The sequence below is a fragment of the Streptomyces sp. NRRL S-920 genome, assembly GCF_000717945.1.
In the GTDB taxonomy this organism is placed as follows: domain Bacteria; phylum Actinomycetota; class Actinomycetes; order Streptomycetales; family Streptomycetaceae; genus Streptomyces; species Streptomyces alboniger.
On record NZ_JODF01000071.1, the window covers coordinates 1 to 18,857 of the forward strand.

At 71.5% G+C, this 18,857-nt stretch carries 17 protein-coding genes and 1 pseudogene; 8 read left to right on the forward strand and 10 right to left on the reverse strand.

Going from position 1 to position 18,857, the window contains the following annotated elements; genetic code table 11:
* Nucleotides 1–598: 598 nt before the first annotated feature.
* On the reverse strand, nucleotides 599–1,258 hold the full coding sequence (locus tag IG54_RS0132410) for a GNAT family N-acetyltransferase (protein WP_030792960.1): 660 nt from the start codon (nucleotides 1,256–1,258) through the stop codon (nucleotides 599–601).
* Between the two features lie 81 nt (nucleotides 1,259–1,339).
* Between IG54_RS0132410 and IG54_RS0132415 the strand changes: the two genes are divergently transcribed.
* Nucleotides 1,340–1,552: an EF-hand domain-containing protein gene (locus tag IG54_RS0132415; RefSeq protein ID WP_030792963.1), complete on the forward strand. Its 213-nt coding sequence runs from the start codon at nucleotides 1,340–1,342 to the stop codon at nucleotides 1,550–1,552.
* A gap of 55 nt (nucleotides 1,553–1,607) precedes the next feature.
* Here the strand turns inward: IG54_RS0132415 and IG54_RS0132420 are convergent, their stop codons facing one another.
* Nucleotides 1,608–2,258 carry a MerR family transcriptional regulator gene (locus tag IG54_RS0132420; protein ID WP_037898165.1) on the reverse strand — a complete coding sequence of 217 codons (651 nt, stop codon included), beginning with the start codon at nucleotides 2,256–2,258 and terminating at the stop codon, nucleotides 1,608–1,610.
* A gap of 107 nt (nucleotides 2,259–2,365) precedes the next feature.
* On the opposite strand from IG54_RS0132420, the gene IG54_RS0132425 reads away from it, so the two are divergent.
* Nucleotides 2,366–3,310 carry a hypothetical protein gene (locus tag IG54_RS0132425; RefSeq protein WP_030792969.1) on the forward strand — a complete coding sequence of 315 codons (945 nt, stop codon included), beginning with the start codon at nucleotides 2,366–2,368 and terminating at the stop codon, nucleotides 3,308–3,310.
* Nucleotides 3,311–3,318: 8 nt separating this feature from the next.
* Nucleotides 3,319–3,655 (forward strand): annotated as a pseudogene (locus IG54_RS40835) (abscisic acid-deficient protein Aba4 family protein); the annotation flags it as partial.
* Here the strand turns inward: IG54_RS40835 and IG54_RS0132430 are convergent.
* Nucleotides 3,597–4,538, reverse strand: coding sequence for an AraC family transcriptional regulator (locus IG54_RS0132430; RefSeq protein WP_030792974.1), 942 nt, complete (start codon nucleotides 4,536–4,538; stop codon nucleotides 3,597–3,599). The pseudogene IG54_RS40835 and the gene IG54_RS0132430 sit on opposite strands and share 59 nt — an antisense overlap.
* Nucleotides 4,539–4,648: 110 nt before the next feature.
* Here IG54_RS0132430 and IG54_RS0132435 point away from each other — a divergent pair, with 110 nt between their 5' ends.
* The gene (locus IG54_RS0132435) at nucleotides 4,649–5,644 is read left to right on the forward strand and encodes a zinc-dependent alcohol dehydrogenase family protein (protein WP_030792977.1); all 996 of its coding nucleotides are present in this window, start codon (nucleotides 4,649–4,651) and stop codon (nucleotides 5,642–5,644) included.
* A gap of 118 nt (nucleotides 5,645–5,762) precedes the next feature.
* Entirely contained in the window at nucleotides 5,763–6,422 is a 660-nt protein-coding gene (locus IG54_RS0132440) for an NADPH-dependent F420 reductase (protein ID WP_030792981.1), read from the forward strand.
* A gap of 30 nt (nucleotides 6,423–6,452) precedes the next feature.
* Here the strand turns inward: IG54_RS0132440 and IG54_RS0132445 are convergent, their stop codons facing one another.
* From IG54_RS0132445 to IG54_RS0132475, 7 genes are all read right to left on the reverse strand, one after another.
* Nucleotides 6,453–7,004 carry a glycoside hydrolase family 25 protein gene (locus IG54_RS0132445; RefSeq protein WP_030792984.1) on the reverse strand — a complete coding sequence of 184 codons (552 nt, stop codon included), beginning with the start codon at nucleotides 7,002–7,004 and terminating at the stop codon, nucleotides 6,453–6,455.
* Nucleotides 7,005–7,099: 95 nt separating this feature from the next.
* Nucleotides 7,100–8,287 carry a YncE family protein gene (locus IG54_RS0132450; protein WP_030792986.1) on the reverse strand — a complete coding sequence of 396 codons (1,188 nt, stop codon included), beginning with the start codon at nucleotides 8,285–8,287 and terminating at the stop codon, nucleotides 7,100–7,102.
* Complete coding sequence (locus tag IG54_RS0132455) at nucleotides 8,287–9,201, reverse strand: polysaccharide deacetylase family protein (RefSeq protein WP_234336435.1); 915 nt, start codon at nucleotides 9,199–9,201, stop codon at nucleotides 8,287–8,289. Before IG54_RS0132455 ends, IG54_RS0132450 begins: the two co-directional genes overlap by 1 nt.
* Nucleotides 9,202–9,562: 361 nt before the next feature.
* Nucleotides 9,563–10,066, reverse strand: coding sequence for an ATP-binding protein (locus IG54_RS0132460; protein WP_030792993.1), 504 nt, complete (start codon nucleotides 10,064–10,066; stop codon nucleotides 9,563–9,565).
* A 275-nt stretch (nucleotides 10,067–10,341) separates the two neighbouring features.
* Complete coding sequence (locus IG54_RS0132465; protein ID WP_030792996.1) at nucleotides 10,342–11,109, reverse strand: enoyl-CoA hydratase/isomerase family protein; 768 nt, start codon at nucleotides 11,107–11,109, stop codon at nucleotides 10,342–10,344.
* Between the two features lie 89 nt (nucleotides 11,110–11,198).
* Nucleotides 11,199–12,437, reverse strand: coding sequence for a L,D-transpeptidase (locus IG54_RS0132470; protein ID WP_030792999.1), 1,239 nt, complete (start codon nucleotides 12,435–12,437; stop codon nucleotides 11,199–11,201).
* A 174-nt stretch (nucleotides 12,438–12,611) separates the two neighbouring features.
* On the reverse strand, nucleotides 12,612–13,769 hold the full coding sequence (locus IG54_RS0132475) for a L,D-transpeptidase (protein ID WP_078594766.1): 1,158 nt from the start codon (nucleotides 13,767–13,769) through the stop codon (nucleotides 12,612–12,614).
* 208 nt (nucleotides 13,770–13,977) lie between these two features.
* Between IG54_RS0132475 and glgX the strand changes: the two genes are divergently transcribed.
* The 3 genes from glgX to IG54_RS0132490 all read left to right on the forward strand — a co-directional run bounded on the left by glgX (nucleotide 13,978) and on the right by IG54_RS0132490 (nucleotide 18,814).
* Complete coding sequence (gene glgX / locus IG54_RS0132480; protein ID WP_030793005.1) at nucleotides 13,978–16,260, forward strand: glycogen debranching protein GlgX; 2,283 nt, start codon at nucleotides 13,978–13,980, stop codon at nucleotides 16,258–16,260.
* 58 nt (nucleotides 16,261–16,318) lie between these two features.
* Nucleotides 16,319–17,296, forward strand: a complete 978-nt coding sequence (locus tag IG54_RS0132485) for a LysR family transcriptional regulator (RefSeq protein WP_030793008.1) — start codon at nucleotides 16,319–16,321, stop codon at nucleotides 17,294–17,296.
* Nucleotides 17,297–17,434: 138 nt separating this feature from the next.
* Complete coding sequence (locus IG54_RS0132490; protein ID WP_030793011.1) at nucleotides 17,435–18,814, forward strand: alpha-lytic protease prodomain-containing protein; 1,380 nt, start codon at nucleotides 17,435–17,437, stop codon at nucleotides 18,812–18,814.
* The last annotated feature ends 43 nt before the right edge of the window (nucleotides 18,815–18,857 follow it).

An 18,857-nucleotide genomic window follows, 5' to 3' on the forward strand; every position in this document is an offset into this window, starting at 1 on the left:
CCACAGGCGCGGGCGGCTTGAGCGGGCCCGCGACTGCGCCGGACCACCGGCGTGGCGGACGCCACAGGCGCGGGCGGCTTGAGCGGGCCCGCGACTGCGCCGGACCACCGGCGTGGCGGACGCCACAGGCGCGGGCGGCTTGAGCGGGGCCGCGACTGCGCCGGACCACCGGCGTGGCGGACGCCGCGGGCGCGGGTGGCTTGAGCGGGGCTGCGGCTGGCTCAAGGCATAGCGACATTAGGGACCCCGGGCAGGCTGGATCGCGTTACGCCTGAGTTAGGGCACGCTGACGCCACAGAGTCCGGGCAGCTCGAACGCGTCACGCCCGAGTCCGGACACAGCCGACACCCCAGACCCCACGCAGCTCGAATGAGGCCATGCCCGACGGCCGACGCGGCAGACCGGCCGCAGGCTCCAACACGTCACGCCCGACGCCGGGCGCAGCCAACACCCCAGACCCCGCGCAGTTCGAACGCGGCCGTGCCCGACTGACGACCCGGTCCACGCCACGGACCCCGATCGGCTCGAACGCGGCCGCCGTGCCTAGCGGGCGCCGCAGCCAAGAGTGACTCGCCCGGCATGGGCCACGCCCCGCCGCTCACCGTGCGAAGAACAGGGCCTCCGACCCCACCGGGCGGTACCCCGCCGCCTGGAAGGCGCGGACGCTGCGTGCGTTGCCCGGTGACTGTTGTGCCCACACCATGTCCCCCTCCGGTATGAGATGCCGTGCCGCGCTCGCGAGGGCGCGGCCGAGGCCTCGGTGGCGGGTGTTCTCCTCGACCTCTATCGCCGTCTCCCAGCGGCCCGCGACGCCCCGGCCGATGACCAGCACGCCGCCGCCCGTGGACGCCCACACCCGTACGTCGTCACGGCGCTTGCGGGCGCGGGTGACGCGCGGGTGGTCCGGGTCGTCCAGTTCGCGCAGTCCGAGAAGCGGATCGGGGGCGCCGGGGCTGGCCGCGGCGACGGTGAGCAGGTCGATCGTGTCCGACGTACGGCCGGTGCGGTCCAGGAACGCGCTGTGGAAGCGCGCGCTCATGGTGGCCGCCAGCGGATCGCAGTCGAGGGAGGCCAGCGTGGACCGCACCCACTCCGGGTCCTCGTCGGTGAAGACGACGGAGTGCGCCGTGAAAGCGATCACGCCCGCGTCGCGGTGGCCGGCCTGCGGTACGACCGTCGTGGAGCCGTCCGGTGGCGGGAACACACCCCGCGCGGCGGCGTCCAGGAGCGCCCCGAGGGAGGCTGAGGCACTGGCCATGGACGTACTCCTTGTGATGCGTACCGGGGACGGCCGTTACCCTAACCCCCGTCAGTAGTGCACCAAGAAGGGGTGGATCCGGTGGCGGACATCGAGGAAGCGCGCAGGACGTTCGACCAGTTCGACGCGGACGGCGACGGCTTCATCACGGCGGCCGAGTGGAAGAGCGCCATGGCCAAGATGGGCGACTTCTACATGACCGAGACGGTGGCCGAGGCCGTCATCGGCACGAAGGACAGCGACGCGGACAAGCGCCTGTCGTTCGACGAGTTCTGGGCGAGCCTGAAGAAGTAGGCCGAGCGGGAGGGGCCCGGCGCACGTGGTGTGCCGGGCCCCTTCGCTGTGCCGGTCAGCCGCTCCCTTCGTCCTCCCCGCCCGCCCCGTACAACCGCGCCGACGCATCCACATGCGCGAGCCGCCGCACCGCGTTGAACACCACCTCGCCGAGCACCGTGCCGATCACCACGCTCTCCACCAGGTCCTCGACCGCCACCCGCCGGTCCACGTAACCGAGGTCGGCGCGGGCGACGAGTTCCGCTGCGTCGGCGTAGTCGTCGAGCAGTTCCGTGAACGCCCCGTGTCCCACGCGGCCCATGGCGGCCAGCGCCCGTGACAGGTCCTCCGCGGCGGGGTTCGACTCATGGGTGCGCCAGCCGCGCCGGGCGATCAGCTGTTCGACGGCGGTCTTCGCGAGGGCCGCCTCGGCGTCGTCGCCGGCGACGCCCTGCCCGCCGAGCCGGTCCGCCGCCGCGCCGAGGACCTTGTGCAGCGGGCGGTCCGGGTCGTCGACGGCGCCCAGCACCTCCGCGATCGCGGCCACCTTCAGGCCTCCCACCTCCAGGAGCGCGCGGATCAGCCGCAGCCTGCGCTCGTGCACCTCGTCGTAGTGGGCCTGATTGGGGCTGGACAGTTCGCCCGGCGGCAGCAGCCCCTCACGGACGTAGTACTTGATCGTCGGCACCGGCACGCCGGTCCTGCGGCTCAACTCGCCTATACGCACGACCTGTTCCCGCTCCTCTCCATCGATCCCCCCGGTTCATCGAGCCCCTGGCGGGATCCTGTTTGCGCGACCAAAGAGTGGAAGTGAACCCAATCGAGGGGATACCCATGTCCTTATGGCGCTCGTGGCACCGCCCCCTGGTGCTGTTCTCCGCGTCGATGGCCGTCGTGGCCGTCATCTCCGCAGTGGGCCTCGTGGTCGATGACCGGATGCTGGTGGGGGCGCCGATCTGGGCGAAGCCGCTGAAGTTCGCGCTCTCGTTCATCGCGTACGGACTCTCGCTCGCCTGGCTGCTGTCGCTGCTCGACCGCGACCGGCGGGCGGGATGGTGGGCGGGGACCGTGGTCGCAGCGACCAGCGCCGTCGAGATGCTGATCATCACCGGTCAGGTGGTGCGCGGGAAGCGCAGCCACTTCAACCACCAGACTCCGTTCGACGAGACCCTGTTCAACGCGATGGCCATCACCGTCGTCATCCTCTGGCTCGCCACCGTCGCCATCGCGGTCCTCCTCCTGCGCGCCCGGATCACCGACCGCGCCGCCGCCTGGGCGATGCGCTGCGGCATCGCCATCGCACTCGCCGGAGCCGCCATCGCCTTCCTGATGACCCAGCCCGCGGCCGGCCAGCGGCGCGGCGAGTCCCCGGTGGTCGGCGCGCACAGCGTCGGCGTCCCGGACGGCGGGCCCTCGATGCCCCTGACCGGCTGGTCGACGACCGGCGGCGACCTGCGGATACCCCACTTCGTCGGCATGCACGCGCTCCAGCTGCTCCCGCTACTGCTCATGGCGCTGACGGCTCTCGCGCCGCGCGTGGCCCGCCTCGCCGACGACCGCGTACGCCTGCGGCTCGTCCTGGTGGGCTCGGCGGCGTACGCGGCGCTCTTCGCCCTGGTCACCTGGCAGGCAGTGCGCGGGCAGCCGCTGATCCACCCGGACGGCGCGACCCTGACGGCACTGATCGCGGGCGCCACGGCCGCGGGAACCCGCGCGGCCCTGCGGACCCCGGCCGGACCAACCACCCCCTCCACCACGGAATTCGAGGTCACGGCATGACCGGCACCCTCGCCGTCTACCTCACCATGGCGACCGGTCCTGCCCGAGATATGGGCCGCGGTCAGCAGCCCCGACATCGACGGCTTCCGCGAACTGACCGCGCGCGCCAACGGCGCGGGCGCGATCTGGGCGCAGGTCATCGCCTGGGACCTGCTCATCGGCCAGTGGATATTCCTTCAGGCGCGACGGCTCGGCGTGCACCCGGTCGTGACGGGGCCGCTGCTCGTCCTCACCATCCTGCTCTCGCCGTTCGCTCAGCTGGCGTTCCTCGCCCTGCGTACGACGCTCATCCGGCGGCGCGCAGCTTCCGGTACCGGCCCGGCGCGAGACCGAACTCCCGCTTGAACGCCTTGGCGAAGGCGAACTCCGTCGCGTATCCGGCACGTTCGGCCACCGACCGCAGCGGAGCACCGTCCGGCTCGCGCAGCCAGCCCGCGGCCGAGGTCATCCGCCACCACGTGAGGTACGCGAGCGGCGGCCTGCCCACCGAAGCGGTGAACCGGCGCGCGAACGGCGCACGCGACAGATGGGAGAGCGCACCCAGCTCCTCGACCGTCCAGGGGTGTGCCGGATCGCTGTGGATGGCGCGCAGCGCGGCCGCGACCGCCGGGTCAGCGAGCGCCGCGGCCCAGCCGGTCGGCTCACCCTCACCACCCCGCACCCGCAGCCACCACGTGCGCAGGATCAGAAGCAGCAGCGTGTCCAGAAGCGAGGTGACGATCGTGTCGGATCCGGGACGCGGCCGGGCCAACTCGTCGCCCAGCAGGTCGAGCACGGCCCGCAGCCCACCGTTCCCGGCGTCGCTCGCGGGCAGGTGCACGACGTCCGGCAGCTCGGAAAGGAGCGGATGGCTGCGGCCCTCGTCCAGCAGATACGCGCCGCAGATCATCACGGCGGACGGCGGACGTCCGTCCCCCGGGTCGGGCTCGGGGGCCCGCGGCCAGGTGCCGTCGGGGAGCAGCGAGACGTCCTCGACCGGCATGCCCGGCTCGCCGACCAGCGCGTGCCCGCCGCGGTGCGCGATGAAGACCAGGTCACCGGGGGCCAGCCGCACGGGCGGAGCGCTCTCGTCCGCCGGCACGAGCCACGCGGACCCCTCGAGCAGCGCGTGGAAACCCGACCTCCCCTCGCTGTGGAACCGCAGGCCCCACGGAGCGTGCTTCTCCGTCCGCGCGGAGTGCGGCCGACCGGTACGCATGACCGCTATCGCGTCGCTGAGTACGTCCATGGAGGCACCGTAACCCCCGCCCGCGGGCCCCGAGACGATGAGACGATGGGACATAGAGGCAAGATCGGCGGGCATGTTCCGCCCTTCACCGTCCGCCTAGCGTCGGGGACATGACGACGAACACCGCGCGTACCGTCCTGTTCGACGAGGTCGGCGGCCCCGAGGTCCTGCGCATCGAAGAGGTTCCCCTGCCCGCCCCCGGCCCCGGCGAAGTCCTCGTCCGTGTCGAGGCGTTGGGCCTCAACCGCGCCGAGGCCCTGTTCCGCTCCGGCACCTACTACTACCCGCCGCGCCTGCCCGCCTCACGGCTCGGCTACGAGGCGTCCGGCATCGTCGAGGCGGTCGGCGAGGGGGTCCACGCCCACTCCCCCGGCGACGCCGTCCTGACGGGCCCCGGGATCGAGATGGGCGCCCAGGGCGTCTACGCCGACCGCGTCGTCCTGCCGGCCGCCTCCGTGCTGGCGCGGCCCGCCGGGCTCGACGCGGTGACGGCGGCGGCGACCTGGCTCGCGTACTCGACGGCGTACGGCGGAATGCTGGAGACCGGCGGGCTGCGGCCCGGCGACCACGTCGTGATCAGCGCCGCGTCGAGCGGGGTCGGGGTCGCCGCGCTCCAGACCGCGGCGCGGATCGGCGCGGTCCCGATCGCGGTCACCCGCGGCGGCGGGAAGCGGCAGCAGCTCCTCGGTCACGGGGCCGCGCTGGTCATCGCATCGAACACGGAGGACGTCGTCGAGGAGGTCCGGCGCTTCACCGACGGCAAGGGCGCCGAGCTGATCTTCGACGCGGTGGGCGGCCCCGGCCTCGCGGAGCTGTCCCGCGCGGCGACGACCGACGGGACGGTCGTGCCGTACGGCTTTCTGGACCAGCGGCCCATGCTGATGCCGCTCAACTGGCCGGTCACCGTGCGGGGTTATGCCAACGGACACTTCGATTCGACCCCCGGCGGGGTGCGCCGCGCGGGCGTGTTCATCGCGTCGGGCCTGCGGGACGGCACGTTCCGCCCGGCGGTCGCCGAGGTCTTCGAGGGCCTGGACCGCATCCGGGACGCGCACCGCCTGATGGAGAGGAACGACCACGTGGGGAAGATCGTCGTGAAGGTCTGAGGCCCAGCCGTGCGGTCGAACGGCGATCCGATCGGATTTGTTCGGCGGGCCCGGAATACCCCGGGCGGTTCCGGAGGTTACCTCCGTTACGACCGTACGGACCTTCGAAAGGGCAGTCATGAAGATCGGCATCATCGGGGCGGGCAACATCGGCGGCAACCTCACCCGCCGCCTCACCGCCCTCGGCCACGACGTCTCCGTCGCGAACTCCCGTGGCCCGCACACCCTGACCGCCCTCGCCGAGGAGACCGGCGCGACGCCCGTCCCCGTCGAGGAGGCCGCCCGCGGCGCGCAGGTCGTCGTCGTGACGATCCCGCTCAAGGCCGTGCCCGACCTGCCCAAGGGCTTCCTCGACGGGGCGGCCGATGACGTCGCCGTCATCGACACCGGCAACTACTACCCGCAGCAGCGCGACGGCAGGATCGCCGAGATCGAGGACGGCCTGCCCGAGAGCCGTTGGACGGAGCGGCAGATCGGCCACCCCGTCATCAAGGCGTTCAACGGCACATACGCCGACGACATCCTCGACAAGCCGCAGCCCAAGGGCGCCCCGGGCCGCGTGGCCCTGCCGGTGTCCGGCGACGACGAGACCGCCAAGAAGGTCGTACGCGACCTCATCGACGAACTCGGCTTCGACACCGTCGACAACGGCGGCCAGGACGAGTCGTGGCGCCAGCAGCCCGGAACTCCCGTATACGGCAACCGCGGCGGCGTCGAGGAGATCCGCAAGGCCCTCGCGGCGGCCACGCCGGAACGCACGGCCGACTGGCGCGCCTGACGCGCCGAGGGGGCAGCCCGGGACGGGTGACTAGGGCGACGCCCACTCCCGCATCGCGTCCTCGCTCTCGAAACAGGCGACGTTCTTGTCGATCGGCGACGACGTGTACTGGTGGATCTTCCACTCCGCCTGGATGCGGGGTTCCCCCTTGGTCACGTAGTCGGCGATCCACAGGCCGTCACCCGCGTAGGACGTCGAATCGTGGTTGAGCCAGAAGTCCCGGTTGCAGTACAAAAGCACCTTATGGTCCGGGCGGAGCCGCTTCACCTCACGGATGAAGCGGTCCTTCTCGCCGTTGGTGGCGCGCGTGTGATCGCCCGTCCACTCCCAGTCCACCGCCAGCAGCTCCCCCGTCTCCTCGGGGGCCTTGCTGACGAAGTACTCCGCCTGGGCCGTGATGTTGCCCGGCCACAGGAAGTGGTAGAAGCCGACGACGCAGCCGCCGTCGCGCGCCAGCTTGGTCTGGGAGGTCAGTTTCGGGTTGACGTACGAGCGGCCTTCCGTCGCTTTTATGATCACGAAGGAGAGGCCGTCGGTGGAGAATGTGGACTGATGGGAGCTGACGTCGATGCCACGCAGCATGGCGGCCTCCGAGAGCAGTGATACGCCGGGGGGGTTTGCGAACTGCCCTTTTTGTGCCCGGTGTCGGCATCGATCAACCGTCAACAGTCAATCTGTCAACGGAAGATACCCGTGTGTCCGAGGGAATAGCGGCCCGGCTGCGGGTAGACGGCGAGGCCGTGCGGCCCGCTGCCCACCGGAATGCGGGCCAGCTGGACACCTGTGCGGGTGTCGATGGCGTACACCTCGGAGTCGTAGCGCCCGGAGAGCCACAGCGTGTTGCCGTCCGCCGAGACGCCACCCATGTCGGGGCTGCCGCCCTGCGGGAGCTTCCACTTCTTGGTGAGCCTGTTCTTCGGGAAGTCGAAGACGGAGATGGTGCCCTCGCCGCGGTTGGAGATGTACATCTCCTTGGAGTCGCGGCTGACGTACAGGCCGTGGCAGCCCTTGCCGGTGCGCAGGAGCTTCGGCGTCGTGAACTTCTTGCCGTCCAGGACCCACATGCCGTGCGCCATCATGTCGGCGATGTAGAACCTCTTGCCGTCCGGTGACATCTTCACGTCCTGCGGCATGGCGCCCTTGAACGGGATCTTCTGCTGGCCGACGACCTTCATCTTCTCGGTGTCGACCTTGAGGAGTTCGCCGGAGAACTCGCAGGAGACGATGAAGTAGCGGCCGTCCATGGAGAAGTCGGCGTGGTTGACGCCCGCGCAGGTGACGGGGACCGTCTTGACGCGGTTCATGGTCCTCGGGTCGCGGAAGACGAGTTCGCGGTCCATGGAGGCCATGACGATGGCGTGCTTGCCGTTCGGCGTGAAGTAGAGGTTGTACGGGTCCGACACGTCGACGGTGCGGCCCGTCTCGCCGGTGACCGGGTCGATGGCGGTGAGGCTGTCGCCGAGGTCGTTGTTGACCCAGAGGGTCTTCATGTCCCAGGAGGGCACGACGTGCTGCGGCTGGTCGCCGACCTTGATGGTCTCGACGACCTTGAACTTCTTGGGGTCGATGACGGACACCGTGTCGGACTCGGTGTTCGGGACGTAGACGCGCGGCAGGAACTTCTTGGCCACGGGCGCCAGGGCGTTCGGCCGGTCCGCGGCGTAGGCGTCCTTGGGGTCCAGGACGGGCGGCATGCCGGGCAGCCCGGGGACGGACCTGGGCTTCGCGGGCTTGCGGACGCCCTCGGTGCCGAGGGCCTCGTCGGACCGCTTGTCGCTGCCGCAGCCGGCGAGGGCGGTGAGGACGGCACCGGCGGCGAGAGCGGCGGCGGCGCGCTTGGTCAGGTTCAGTCGCGTACGGGACATCAGGTCAGCAGCTCCGTGGTCGTCACCGCGCGCAGGCCGCGGCGTTCCAGTTCTTGCAGGATGTCGGGGAACGCGGCGACGGTGTCCGCGTACCCGAAGTGCAGGCTCACCACGGATCCCGCGCGGACCTCGGCGGCGATCGCGCGGGTGACGGCCGGGGCGCCCGGCGAGGTGAAGTCGAGGGAGTCGACGTCGTACGAGAGGACGTGCGGGTACCCCGCGCGGTGGGCGAGGCGGGTGACGAGCGGGGTCGCGGTGCGGGCGCGCGAGGGGCGGAACCAGGTGCCGACGGAGCCGGTGAGGCGCCGCAGGCGGTCCGCGCAGCCGGTGATCTCGGCATAGGCGTCGGCCTCGGACATGTCGTTGATGTCGAGGTGGCGCAGGGTGTGGTTGCCGAGGTCGTGGCCGCCGTCCAGGATGCGGCGGGCGAGGCCGGGGTGTTCGTCGAGCCAGCCGCCGACGGCGAGCACGGTGACCTTGGCGCCCGCCTTCTCCGCCTCGGTGAGCAGCGCCTCGGCGGTGGCGGGGTCGCCCTGCCCGTGGAAGGTGAGGGCGACCCGGGGGCGGTCGCGGGGGCCGTGGGTGATCTGTTCGGGCAGGCCGGGGAAGCGGCGGGGCGCGGGTCCTGGCGAGGGCGCCCCGGAGGAGGGAGGGCCGTTGCCCGCGGGGTCGGTGGTGCGTGCGGGGCCGGTGGCACGCCCGTTGCCCCTTCCGCCGGACCCCGTACCACCGGAGCCCGTACCACCGGACCCCGTGCTGCCGGACCCCGTGCTGCCGCATCCCGCGAGGAGCCCGCCCCCGAGCGTGGCTCCGAGTGCGGCTCCGATTCCCGTGGCGGTCACCGCCGCCCCGGCCCGCAGCACCCCCCGCCGCCCGCCGTCGGGGGCTCCCGCGTCCGTCGCATGCTCAGTCACGCGACCATTTAAGGGGCGTTATGGGAGATTCACGGTCATTGACCCGACTTGCGAACCCACCCGGACGACAGCGCCGGACTTTTCGGATCTTGTTTATCGCCTGCCGCAGCCGCACTTTAACCAGCCTTTACCAGGCAAGTGGCGCAACTCACCAAGGATTCACCCTACAACTGTCAGCATTTGCCCCTGAATGTCCCCACGGGCCTTTTGGATCTTGAGCCCCCGTCTGCCATAGTCGGGAGCACGACCCCCATTGACCCGGGCTCAGGTCGTCTCGGCGGCCGTGGACACACCCCAAATACGTCCACGCCGCGCCACGGAGGCCCCCCGCCCGCTCGCGGCCGCAGGGGGCTTTCGCATGTCAGCGGTCGGAGACGCGCATCTCGAACCACGTCGTCTTGCCGCGCGGCAGCAGATCGACGCCCCAGCGGTCGGAGAGCTTGTCGACGAGGAAGAGGCCGCGTCCGCTCAGGTCCATCTCGCGCACGGGCATCAGACAGGGCAGACCCCGCGAGGGATCGCGGACCTCCACGCGGATCCAGCCGCGCCGCTTGTCCATGCGCAGGCCGAAGACCCGGGCGCCGGTGTGCCGCACGGCGTTCCCGACGAGTTCGGAGACGAGCAGGACGACGTCCTCGGTGAGCTTCGGGGAGAGGTGCCAGTGGCGCAGGACGACGACCTGGGCGAGCCGGCGCGCGATGGCGGCGGACTCCGGGCGCGACGGCAGCGGAACTTCCGCGTCCGTCGGATTGCCGAACAACTCGAGCGCCTTCAGCGCGTGTTCGTCCTCTACCGCCGGCGACCAGCGCGCCGCGGTCGCACTCCCGTGCCGCCGCGGCCGTTCGTAACCCTCCAGCCCCGCCATGCCCCCCATCATGGCCGCCCAGAACCCCCGCCGGGGCCGTTCCGAAGGAATAAGCCCCCCGGAACCATCCATTCCGGGGGGCGAGGTAGGCATATGCCAGGGGCAGAAATGAGCCGGGGAAGCCGCTCTCACCTGCGATGACTTGTCGTTTACAGGTGATCGCTTACAGCCTCGTACCGGGCAGGTTTAAGGCTCTCTTAAGCCGCCGATAAACCGCCCCTTCGGGGGAGGACGTCGGCTGACGTCCGTTCAACTGGAGCGGGCAGCAAGGGAGTTCATACGAACTTCGCCTTGCCGGGACCCTCCTCGACGAAGCTTCGCATGCCCCGCTGCCGGTCCTCCGTGGCGAACAGGCCCGCGAACCACGTCCGCTCGATGGCCAGGCCCGTGTCGAGGTCCGTCTCCAGGCCCGCGTCGATGGACTCCTTGGCGGCGCGCAGCGCGATGGCCGGCCCCTGCGCGAGCCGCGCGGCCCAGGCGTGCGCCTGCTCGTACACCTCCGCGGCGGGTACGACGCGGTCCACCAGGCCGATGGCGAGCGCCTCCTCCGCCTTCACCTGGCGGCCGGTGAAGATGAGGTCCTTGGCCTTGGACGGGCCGACCAGGCGGGCGAGGCGCTGGGTGCCGCCCGCGCCGGGGATGAGGCCCAGCAGGATCTCGGGCTGGCCGAGCTTGACGTTGTCCGCGGCGATGCGGAAGTCCGCGCACAGGGCCAGTTCGCAACCGCCGCCGAGCGCGTAGCCGTTGATGGCGGCGACGACGGGCTTGGGGATGCGGGCCACCGCGGTGAAGGACTCCTGGAGGGCCCCGGAGCGCGTGATCATGGCCGCGTGGTCCATGGCCTGCATCTCCTTGATGTCCGCGCCGGCCGCGAACACCTTCTCGCCGCCGGAGATCACCACGGCGCGCACGTCGTCGCGGCGCGTGGCCTCGGCGGCGAGTTCCTTGAGGCGGTCCTGGGTGGCGATGTCCAGGGCGTTCATGGGAGGACGGTCGAGTCGGATCGTGCCGACGCCGTCGGCGACTTCGAGGTGTGCAGTCATGACAGGCACGTTAGCGGGGGTTAACGCCGCGGGACCCGGTGCACTTGGTCACAGTGCGCCGGGTCCCGCGGGTCACTCCTCGGGAGGCGTTACGCCTTCCACTTCTCCCACGACATGTTCCAGCCGTTGTAGCCGTTCTCGGGCTGGATGTTCTTGTCCGCGGAGTTCTTCACCACGACGACGTCGCCGATCATCGAGTTGTTGAAGAACCAGCCGGCGGGGGTCTTCTTGCTGTAGCCGCCGCGCACGTCGCTCAGGCCTATGCAGCCGTGGCTGGCGTTGCTGTTGCCGAAGACGCCGCCCGCCCAGTAATTGCCGTGGATGAACGTGCCGGAGGTCGACAGGCGCATCGCGTGCGGGACGTCCTTGATGTCGTACTCGCCGCCGAAGCCGACGGTCTCGCCGTTCATCCGGGTCACCTGGAGCTTCTCGCTGATAACCATCTGGCCGTTGTACGTGGTCGTGCCGGGCGCGCCCGCGGTGATCGGGATCTTCTTGATCTGCTTGCCGTCGCGGACGACCTTCATCTGGTGCGTCTTGGCGTCGACGGTGGAGACCTGGCTGCGGCCGATGGTGAAGTCCAGGGTCTTGGACTGCTTGCCGTAGACGCCCGGGCGGCCCTCGACGCCGTCGAGGTTGAGCTTCACGGTGACCTTGGTGCCGGCCTTCCAGTACTTCTCCGGGCGGAAGTCGATGCGGTCGTTGCCGAACCAGTGGCCCTCGACCGGCACGGACGGCTCGGTCTTGATCTCGATGGCCTTCTCGACGGCCTTCGGGTCGGTGATGCCGCGGGTGAACCGCACCGAGAACGGCATTCCGACGCCGACCTTGGAGCCGTCCTCCGGCGTGAACTGGCCGATGAAGGTGTTCTGCGGGGTGAGGGTGGTGAAGGAGGTGTCCTTGGCCGAGGCGCGGCCCTCGGAGTCCTTCGCCACCGCGTGGACCTTGTACGTGGTGGCCGCCGCGAGGTGGTGCGCGGGCGTCCAGCCCGCGCCACCCGAGGTGATCTTGCCGGGGACGGGATTGCCCTTGCTGTCCTCGACCTTGACCTCGGAGAGCTTGCCCTTGTCGGCGGATATCTTCAGGGCCCCGCTGGTGGCCACCGACTTCGCCCCGTCCTTGGGGGCTATCGTCACGACAGCCGCCGACGGGGCGTTCTTGTCCGCCTTGCCCTTGCCGTCCCCGCCCGCGTCCGAGCCTCCGCCGCCGCAGGCCGCGACCGCCAGCAGTGCCGCTCCCGACAGCAACGCCGTCAGCCCTCTCGCGCCCCTTCGCCGCGTGCGCGTGCGCACGCCAACCGACGCCCCCGATATCGGTCGCCCGTTCAAGATGTGTCTCCCCTCGCACGGCCTGGATCCAGGCCCGCACCCCAGTGCACCTGCGCGTTTCAGACACGCGCCAGCGATAGATAACCATATGGATCCGGGCGGCGACTCCCCGCCAATGTCACCGTTCCGTTCCAACTGCCCGCGGGGTGCGGATGGATCATGGTCGGCCGTTCTTCACCCTGACTTCACCCAGTCCTTCCACCCCATGTTCCAGCCGCCGAGGCCGTTGTCGGGAGCGACTTTCTTGTCCTCGCTGTTGACCACTTCGACGACGTCCCCGATGAGGGTGCGGTCGAAGAACCAGCCCGCGGGTGTCTTGGAACTGCCGCCCTTCACATCGCGCAGGCCCACGCAACCATGGCTGACATTCGTGTTGCCGGGGGCGTCCGGGGCCCAGTAGTTGCCGTGCAGGAAGGTGCCGGAGGTCGTCAGGCGGATGGCGTGCGGCACGTCGGGGATGTCGTACTCGCCGCCGAAGCCGACCGTGCGGCTGTTCATGCGGGTCACTTCGAGCATCTCCGTCACCACCATCTTCCCGTTGTACGTGGTGGTCTTGGGGGCTCCCGCGGTGATCGGCACGGTGGAGATCAGCTCGCCGTCGCGGCGTACCTCCATGGTGTGGTCGGCGGCGTCGACCAGCGACTCCTGGTTGCGGCCGACGGTGAACGCGAAGGTCTTGTCCTGGAGGCCGAAGACGCCGGGCGCGGCCTCGACGTCGCGCAGCCGCAGTCCGACGGTGACCTTCGTGCCGGGCTTCCAGTACTTCTCGGGGCGGAAGTCCACGCGGGTGCTGCCGAACCAGTGCGGGCGGATGTCGACGGCCGGGCGGGCGGTGATCTCGATGGCGCGCTGCACCGCCGCGCGGTTCTTCACCTCCTGGTTGAACTCCAGGGAGATGATCATGCCGGTGCCGACCGTGGAGCGGTTCTCGGGCGCCACGTAGGCGACGAAGCGCTTGTCGGGGACCTCCGTCCGGAAGGTCGTATGCCGGGCGGTGCGGCGGCCGTGGCCGTCCAGGGCGACGGCGTCGACCTTGTAGGTGGCGGCGACGGCGAGCGGGCCCTTGTCCAGGGGGCGCCAGGTCATGCCGTCCTCGTCGATGCGGCCGGGCACATCGAACTGCTGCGCGTCCTGCGTCCGGACCACCTCGACCGACTCCAGTCGGCCGCCGGGGACCTTCACCTCCAGCCGTTCGTCGGGCTTGACGCCTTTGCTCCCGTCGTCGGGGGTCACCCGGATCGCGTCCGCGGGTGAGCGCGGTTTCCCGAGGACTCCGTCGAGGCCGGCGCCGGTGCAGCCCGCCGCCCCGGCCAGCAGGCCGGCCCATGTCACTGCCGCGGCCAGCGCGGCCCCTGCGCGCCGTGCGCGCCTCGCAACCTGTCTCACGTGGGACCCAACGACCGTCCCGGCCCGGGGAAACGTGAGTGCGACGCGCGCGCTGGGCAGAACTAGTGGGGAGGACGACGCAGGGGGAGCCGCGGCCGGGACGCCGTACGCCCTTTTTCGCGCGTCGGCCGACAGAGCCGCGGGAGGCTGACAGGTGTCGAGCGCATCCGAGCAAGGGGCAGTGCGGGAGGCACGGGCGAAGGGGCGCGCCGCGCCCGAGCGGCCGGCCCCCGCGGTGAACGGGAGCAGGAGGCCCGCGGGCCGCGTGGTGCCGACGCGGCCGGTGTGGCCGGGGGCGCCGACGCCGCTCGGGGCGCGCTTCAGGGTCGGTCCCGACGGGGTGGCGGGGACCAACTTCGCGCTGTGGGCGGGCGGGGCGGAGTCGGTGGAGCTGTGCCTGTTCGACGACCGGGGCGGTGAGACGCGCTGTCCCCTGACCGAGCTGACGCACGAGATCTGGCACGGTTTCGTGCCGGGCGTGCGGCCCGGCCGGCGGTACGGCTATCGCGTGCACGGCCGCTGGGATCCGTGGACGGGCGCCCGCTGGAACCCGGCGAAGCTGCTCCTCGATCCGTACGCGCGAGCGGTGGACGGCGATTTCGCGCTGCCCGCCGAGGTGTACGGCCATGTGCGCGACTGGCCCCAGCAGCACGTGGCGGACACCGTGCGCGACGACCGGGACTCCGCGCCGTACGTCCCCAAGGGCGTGGTCGTGCACGACGACGCGCCGGACGACGAGTGGGCCGACGACCGGCGGCCGAAGACGCCGTGGGCGGACTCGGTCATCTACGAGCTGCACGTGCGGGGCTTCACCAAGCTGCATCCGGGGGTTCCGCGGGAGCTGCGGGGCACGTACGCGGGTCTCGCGCACCCCGCCGCGCTGGATCACCTCGTACGTCTTGGGGTGACGGCGGTCGAGCTGCTGCCGGTGCACCAGTTCGCGCACGAGGACCATCTGCTGCGGCGGGGGCTCAAGAACTACTGGGGGTACAACTCGATCGGCTACTTCGCCCCGCACGCGGCGTACGCGGCGTCGGGTACGACGGGTCAGCAGGTCGGCGAGTTCAAGCGGATGGTGCGGGCGCTGCACGAGGCCGGGATCGAGGTGATCCTCGACGTGGTCTACAACCACACGGCGGAGGCCGGTGAGCTGGGCCCGATGCTGTCGCTCAAGGGCATCGACAACCGCGGCTACTACCGGTTGCAGCCGGGGGACGCGCGGCGGTACGCGGACTACACGGGCTGCGGGAACACGCTCCAGGTCGTCCAGCCGCACGTGCTGCGCCTGATCACGGACTCGCTGCGGTACTGGGTGACGGAGATGGGCGTGGACGGCTTCCGCTTCGATCTGGCGGCGGCGCTCGCGCGCTCCTTCCACGATGTCGACATGCTCTCGCCGTTCCTCGCGGTGATCGCGCAGGATCCGGTGCTGCGGCGCGTGAAGCTGATCGCGGAGCCGTGGGACGTGGGGTCGGGCGGCTATCAGGTGGGGGCGTTCCCGCCGCTGTGGACGGAGTGGAACGACCGCTACCGGGGCGCGGTACGGGACTTCTGGCGGGGCGCGCTGCCGGACGTACGGGATCTGGGGTACCGGCTCTCGGGGTCCAGCGATCTGTACGCGTGGGGCGGGCGCAGGCCGTACGCGTCGGTGAACTTCGTGACCGCGCACGACGGTTTCACGCTGCGGGACCTCGTGTCGTACGAGCGCAAGCACAACGAGGCCAACGGCGAGGGGAACCGGGACGGCTCGGACGACAACCGCTCCTGGAACTGCGGGGCCGAGGGCGAGACGGACGACGCGGACATCGCGGCGCTGCGGCGCCGGCAGCTGCGCAACCTCATGACGACGCTGCTGCTGTCGACGGGTGTGCCGATGTTCGTCGCGGGGGACGAGATGGGGCGCACGCAGCGCGGCTCGAACAACGCGTACTGCCAGGACAACGAGGTCAGCTGGGTCGACTGGGGGCTGCGGGAGGAGCCGGGCTGGCGTGAGCTGTTCGCGCTGACGTCACGCCTGATAGAGCTGCGGCACCGGCACCCCGTCCTGCGGCGGCGGGCGTTCTTCTCGGGGCGCGCGCACTCGGCGGACGGGCTGCGGGATCTGGCGTGGTTCACGGAGCGCGGCACGGAGATGACGGAGGCCGACTGGTACGCGCCCGCGGCGACGCTCGGGATGTACCTCTCCGGGCGTGACATACCGGGCCGTGACGCCCGGGGGGCGCAGGTGGTCGACGACAGCTTCCTCGCGGTCCTGCACGCGGCGGACCGTCCGGCGCGCTTCGTGCTGCCGGGACCGCCGTGGGCCGAGTCGTACGAGGTCGTCGTGGACACCGCGCTGGAGGAGCAGGGGGAGCCGCCCGGAACCGTGCATCCGGCGGGGGGCGCGGTGACGGTGGCGGGGCGTGCGGTGTTGCTGTTGCGGGTCCGCGACGCCTGACGCGCGTGGTCTGGACCTACGTATTGCCCCGGCCTGCGTCGCGCCCCAAGCTCGCCGTATGGACCTGGAGTTGCGGCACCTGAAGACGATCCGGGCGATCGCCGACGCGGGCAGCCTCACCAAGGCGGCCACCGCGCTCGGGCTCGCCCAGCCCGCTCTGAGCGCGCAGTTGAAGCGGATCGAGCGGGTTCTCGGCGGGGAGTTGTTCGAGCGGGGGCGGCACGGGGTGCGGGCCACCGCGCTCGGTGAGTTCGTGCTGGCGCGGGCCCGGGTCGTGCTGCCCGCGGTGAGCGGGCTGCGGGAGGAGGCGCGGCGGTTCGCGGGGGCCTGGGAGGGCGGCGCGGGGTTCCGGCTCGGCGGGACGCACGGGCCGCTGCTCGGCGCGCTGGTGGACCGGCTCGCCGCCGCGCATCCGGGGGTGCCGGTGTCGACCCACACCTCCTGGTCGGAGCGGGACATCGCGGCACGCACGGCGGCCGGGCGCCTTGACTTCGCGCTGGTGGGGACGTGCGGGGCGAGCGCGCCGCCGGAGAGCGGGCTGCTGGTGTGGCGGGAGGTGGGCCGTGACCCCGTGTTCGTCATGCTGCCGACCGGCCATCCGCTGGCGGGCCGCCAGGAGATCGAGCTGGCGCTGCTGGCGGGCGAGGCGTGGACGGACGTGCCGGGGGACGGCTGTTTCGGGGACTGCTTCACCGCGGCGTGTGCGCGTGCGGGGTTCACTCCCGCTCGGGTGTACGAGACGGATGTCGCCTCCTGCGTCCATCTGGTGCAGGTGGGGCGGGCGGTGGGCCTGTGCCGGGCGACTTTCCCGCCGACTCCGGGCCTGGTGACCAGGCCCCTGGCGGGGACGCCGCTGTACTGGCGTCATGTGCTCGGCTGGCACCCGGCGGCCCCGGCCCGCGACACGGCGGCGGCGGTCTTCAATCAGGCCCGCACGGCCCACGCCGAGGCGGCGGCCCGCAGCGAGAGCTACACGGCGTGGCTGGCGGCACCTTCGGCGACGCGGGGCGCGGGGGCCTCTCCTGACAGCGCTTGACGAGGGACGCGGGGGCCTGGCCACGGCTTCCATAACACGGGGTACGGGGGTCAACCGACGTGTACTGGCGTGCTGTTGAGGGCCCTACGGTGTGGGCGAATCCCCGCTCACCCCCTCTCCCCCCGAGGAGACCCCCACATGCTCCCCATACCCCACAGACGTGCCGCCGCGACCCGCGCCGCCGTCGCCGTCGCGGCCGGCGCGCTGGTGTTCGCCGGGCTGCCCGGCAGCGCCTTCGCGCAGGCCGAGCCCGTCGCTTCCCCGTTCCCCTCCCCCGCCGAGAGCGCCGCCGTCGGCAAGACCTCTCCCGGAGTCTTGAAGGCGATGCAGCGCGACCTCGGCCTCACGTCGGCGCAGGCCAAGGCCCGTTTGGTCAACGAGGCCGAGGCCGGCGCCGACGCGGGAGCCCTGCGGAACGCGCTCGGCCGTGACTTCGCGGGCGCCTGGGTGCACGGCGCCACCTCCCACAAGCTCACCGTGGCCACCACCGACGCCGCCGACATCCCCCTCATCGAGGCGCGCGGCGCGCGGGCGCGGGTCGTGCCGTACTCGCTCGCCCAACTGGACGCGGCGAAGGCCGGGCTGGACCGGGCGGCGAAGCAGGAGGCGACGCGCGACGCACCCGTCTGGTACGTCGACGTGCGCTCCAACACGGTCGTGGTGCGCGCGGTGAAGACCGGCGCCGCGAGGTCCCTCGTCTCGGCGGCGGGCGTGGACTCCTCCCTCGTACAGGTGGAGAGGACCCGGGAACGGCCCCGCCCGCTGTACGACCTCGTGGGCGGTGACGCGTACTACATGGGAGGCGGCCGCTGCTCCATCGGCTTCCCCGTCACCAAGGGCGCGCAGCAGGGCTTCGCCACGGCGGGGCACTGCGGGCGCGTGGGCACGGCGACCACCGGCTACAACCGGGTGGCCCAGGGCACGTTCCAGGGGTCGATCTTCCCCGGCAGGGACATGGCCTGGGTCGCCACGAACACGCAGTGGACCGCCACCCTGTACGTGAAGGGTCCGGGCGGCCAGCGGGTCGGCGTCGGGGGCTCCACACAGTCCCCGGTGGGTGCGTCGATCTGCCGGTCTGGCTCCACGACGGGGTGGCACTGCGGCACCATCTCGCAGCACAACACCAGCGTCACCTACCCCGAGGGCACCATCAGCGGCGTGACCAGGACCACGGTCTGCGCGGAGCCCGGTGACTCGGGCGGCTCCTACATCTCCGGGAGCCAGGCGCAGGGCGTCACCTCGGGCGGGTCGGGCAACTGCCGCAGTGGCGGTACGACGTTCCACCAGCCGATCAATCCGCTGCTTCAGCAGTTCGGCCTGACGCTCAGGACTACCGGGGGTGGGGGCGACCCCGGGCCCGGTGAGCCCGAGCCCGGCGATACGTGGGCCCCCGGCCAGGTTTACGCGGCCGGTGACTCCGTGACGTACGGCGGCTCCACGTATCGCTGCTTGCAGGCGCATCAGGCGCAGGTCGGCTGGGAGCCGGCCGGTACGCCCGCGCTGTGGGAAGCCGCCTGATCGGTATTGGCAGATTGCGGGCCCTCAGCCCGGGATGCCTCCG

Bases quoted from the DNA above. Each gene is read 5' to 3' on its own strand.
- IG54_RS0132410 (WP_030792960.1), bottom strand. From the start codon at position 1,258: ATGGCCAGTGCCTCAGCCTCCCTCGGGGCGCTCCTGGACGCCGCCGCG.
- IG54_RS0132425 (WP_030792969.1), top strand. From the start codon at position 2,366: ATGTCCTTATGGCGCTCGTGGCACCGCCCCCTGGTGCTGTTCTCCGCG.
- IG54_RS0132430 (WP_030792974.1), bottom strand. From the start codon at position 4,538: ATGGACGTACTCAGCGACGCGATAGCGGTCATGCGTACCGGTCGGCCG.
- IG54_RS0132435 (WP_030792977.1), top strand. From the start codon at position 4,649: ATGACGACGAACACCGCGCGTACCGTCCTGTTCGACGAGGTCGGCGGC.
- IG54_RS0132440 (WP_030792981.1), top strand. From the start codon at position 5,763: ATGAAGATCGGCATCATCGGGGCGGGCAACATCGGCGGCAACCTCACC.
- IG54_RS0132445 (WP_030792984.1), bottom strand. From the start codon at position 7,004: ATGCTGCGTGGCATCGACGTCAGCTCCCATCAGTCCACATTCTCCACC.
- IG54_RS0132450 (WP_030792986.1), bottom strand. From the start codon at position 8,287: ATGTCCCGTACGCGACTGAACCTGACCAAGCGCGCCGCCGCCGCTCTC.
- IG54_RS0132460 (WP_030792993.1), bottom strand. From the start codon at position 10,066: ATGGCGGGGCTGGAGGGTTACGAACGGCCGCGGCGGCACGGGAGTGCG.
- IG54_RS0132465 (WP_030792996.1), bottom strand. From the start codon at position 11,109: ATGACTGCACACCTCGAAGTCGCCGACGGCGTCGGCACGATCCGACTC.
- IG54_RS0132485 (WP_030793008.1), top strand. From the start codon at position 16,319: ATGGACCTGGAGTTGCGGCACCTGAAGACGATCCGGGCGATCGCCGAC.
- IG54_RS0132490 (WP_030793011.1), top strand. From the start codon at position 17,435: ATGCTCCCCATACCCCACAGACGTGCCGCCGCGACCCGCGCCGCCGTC.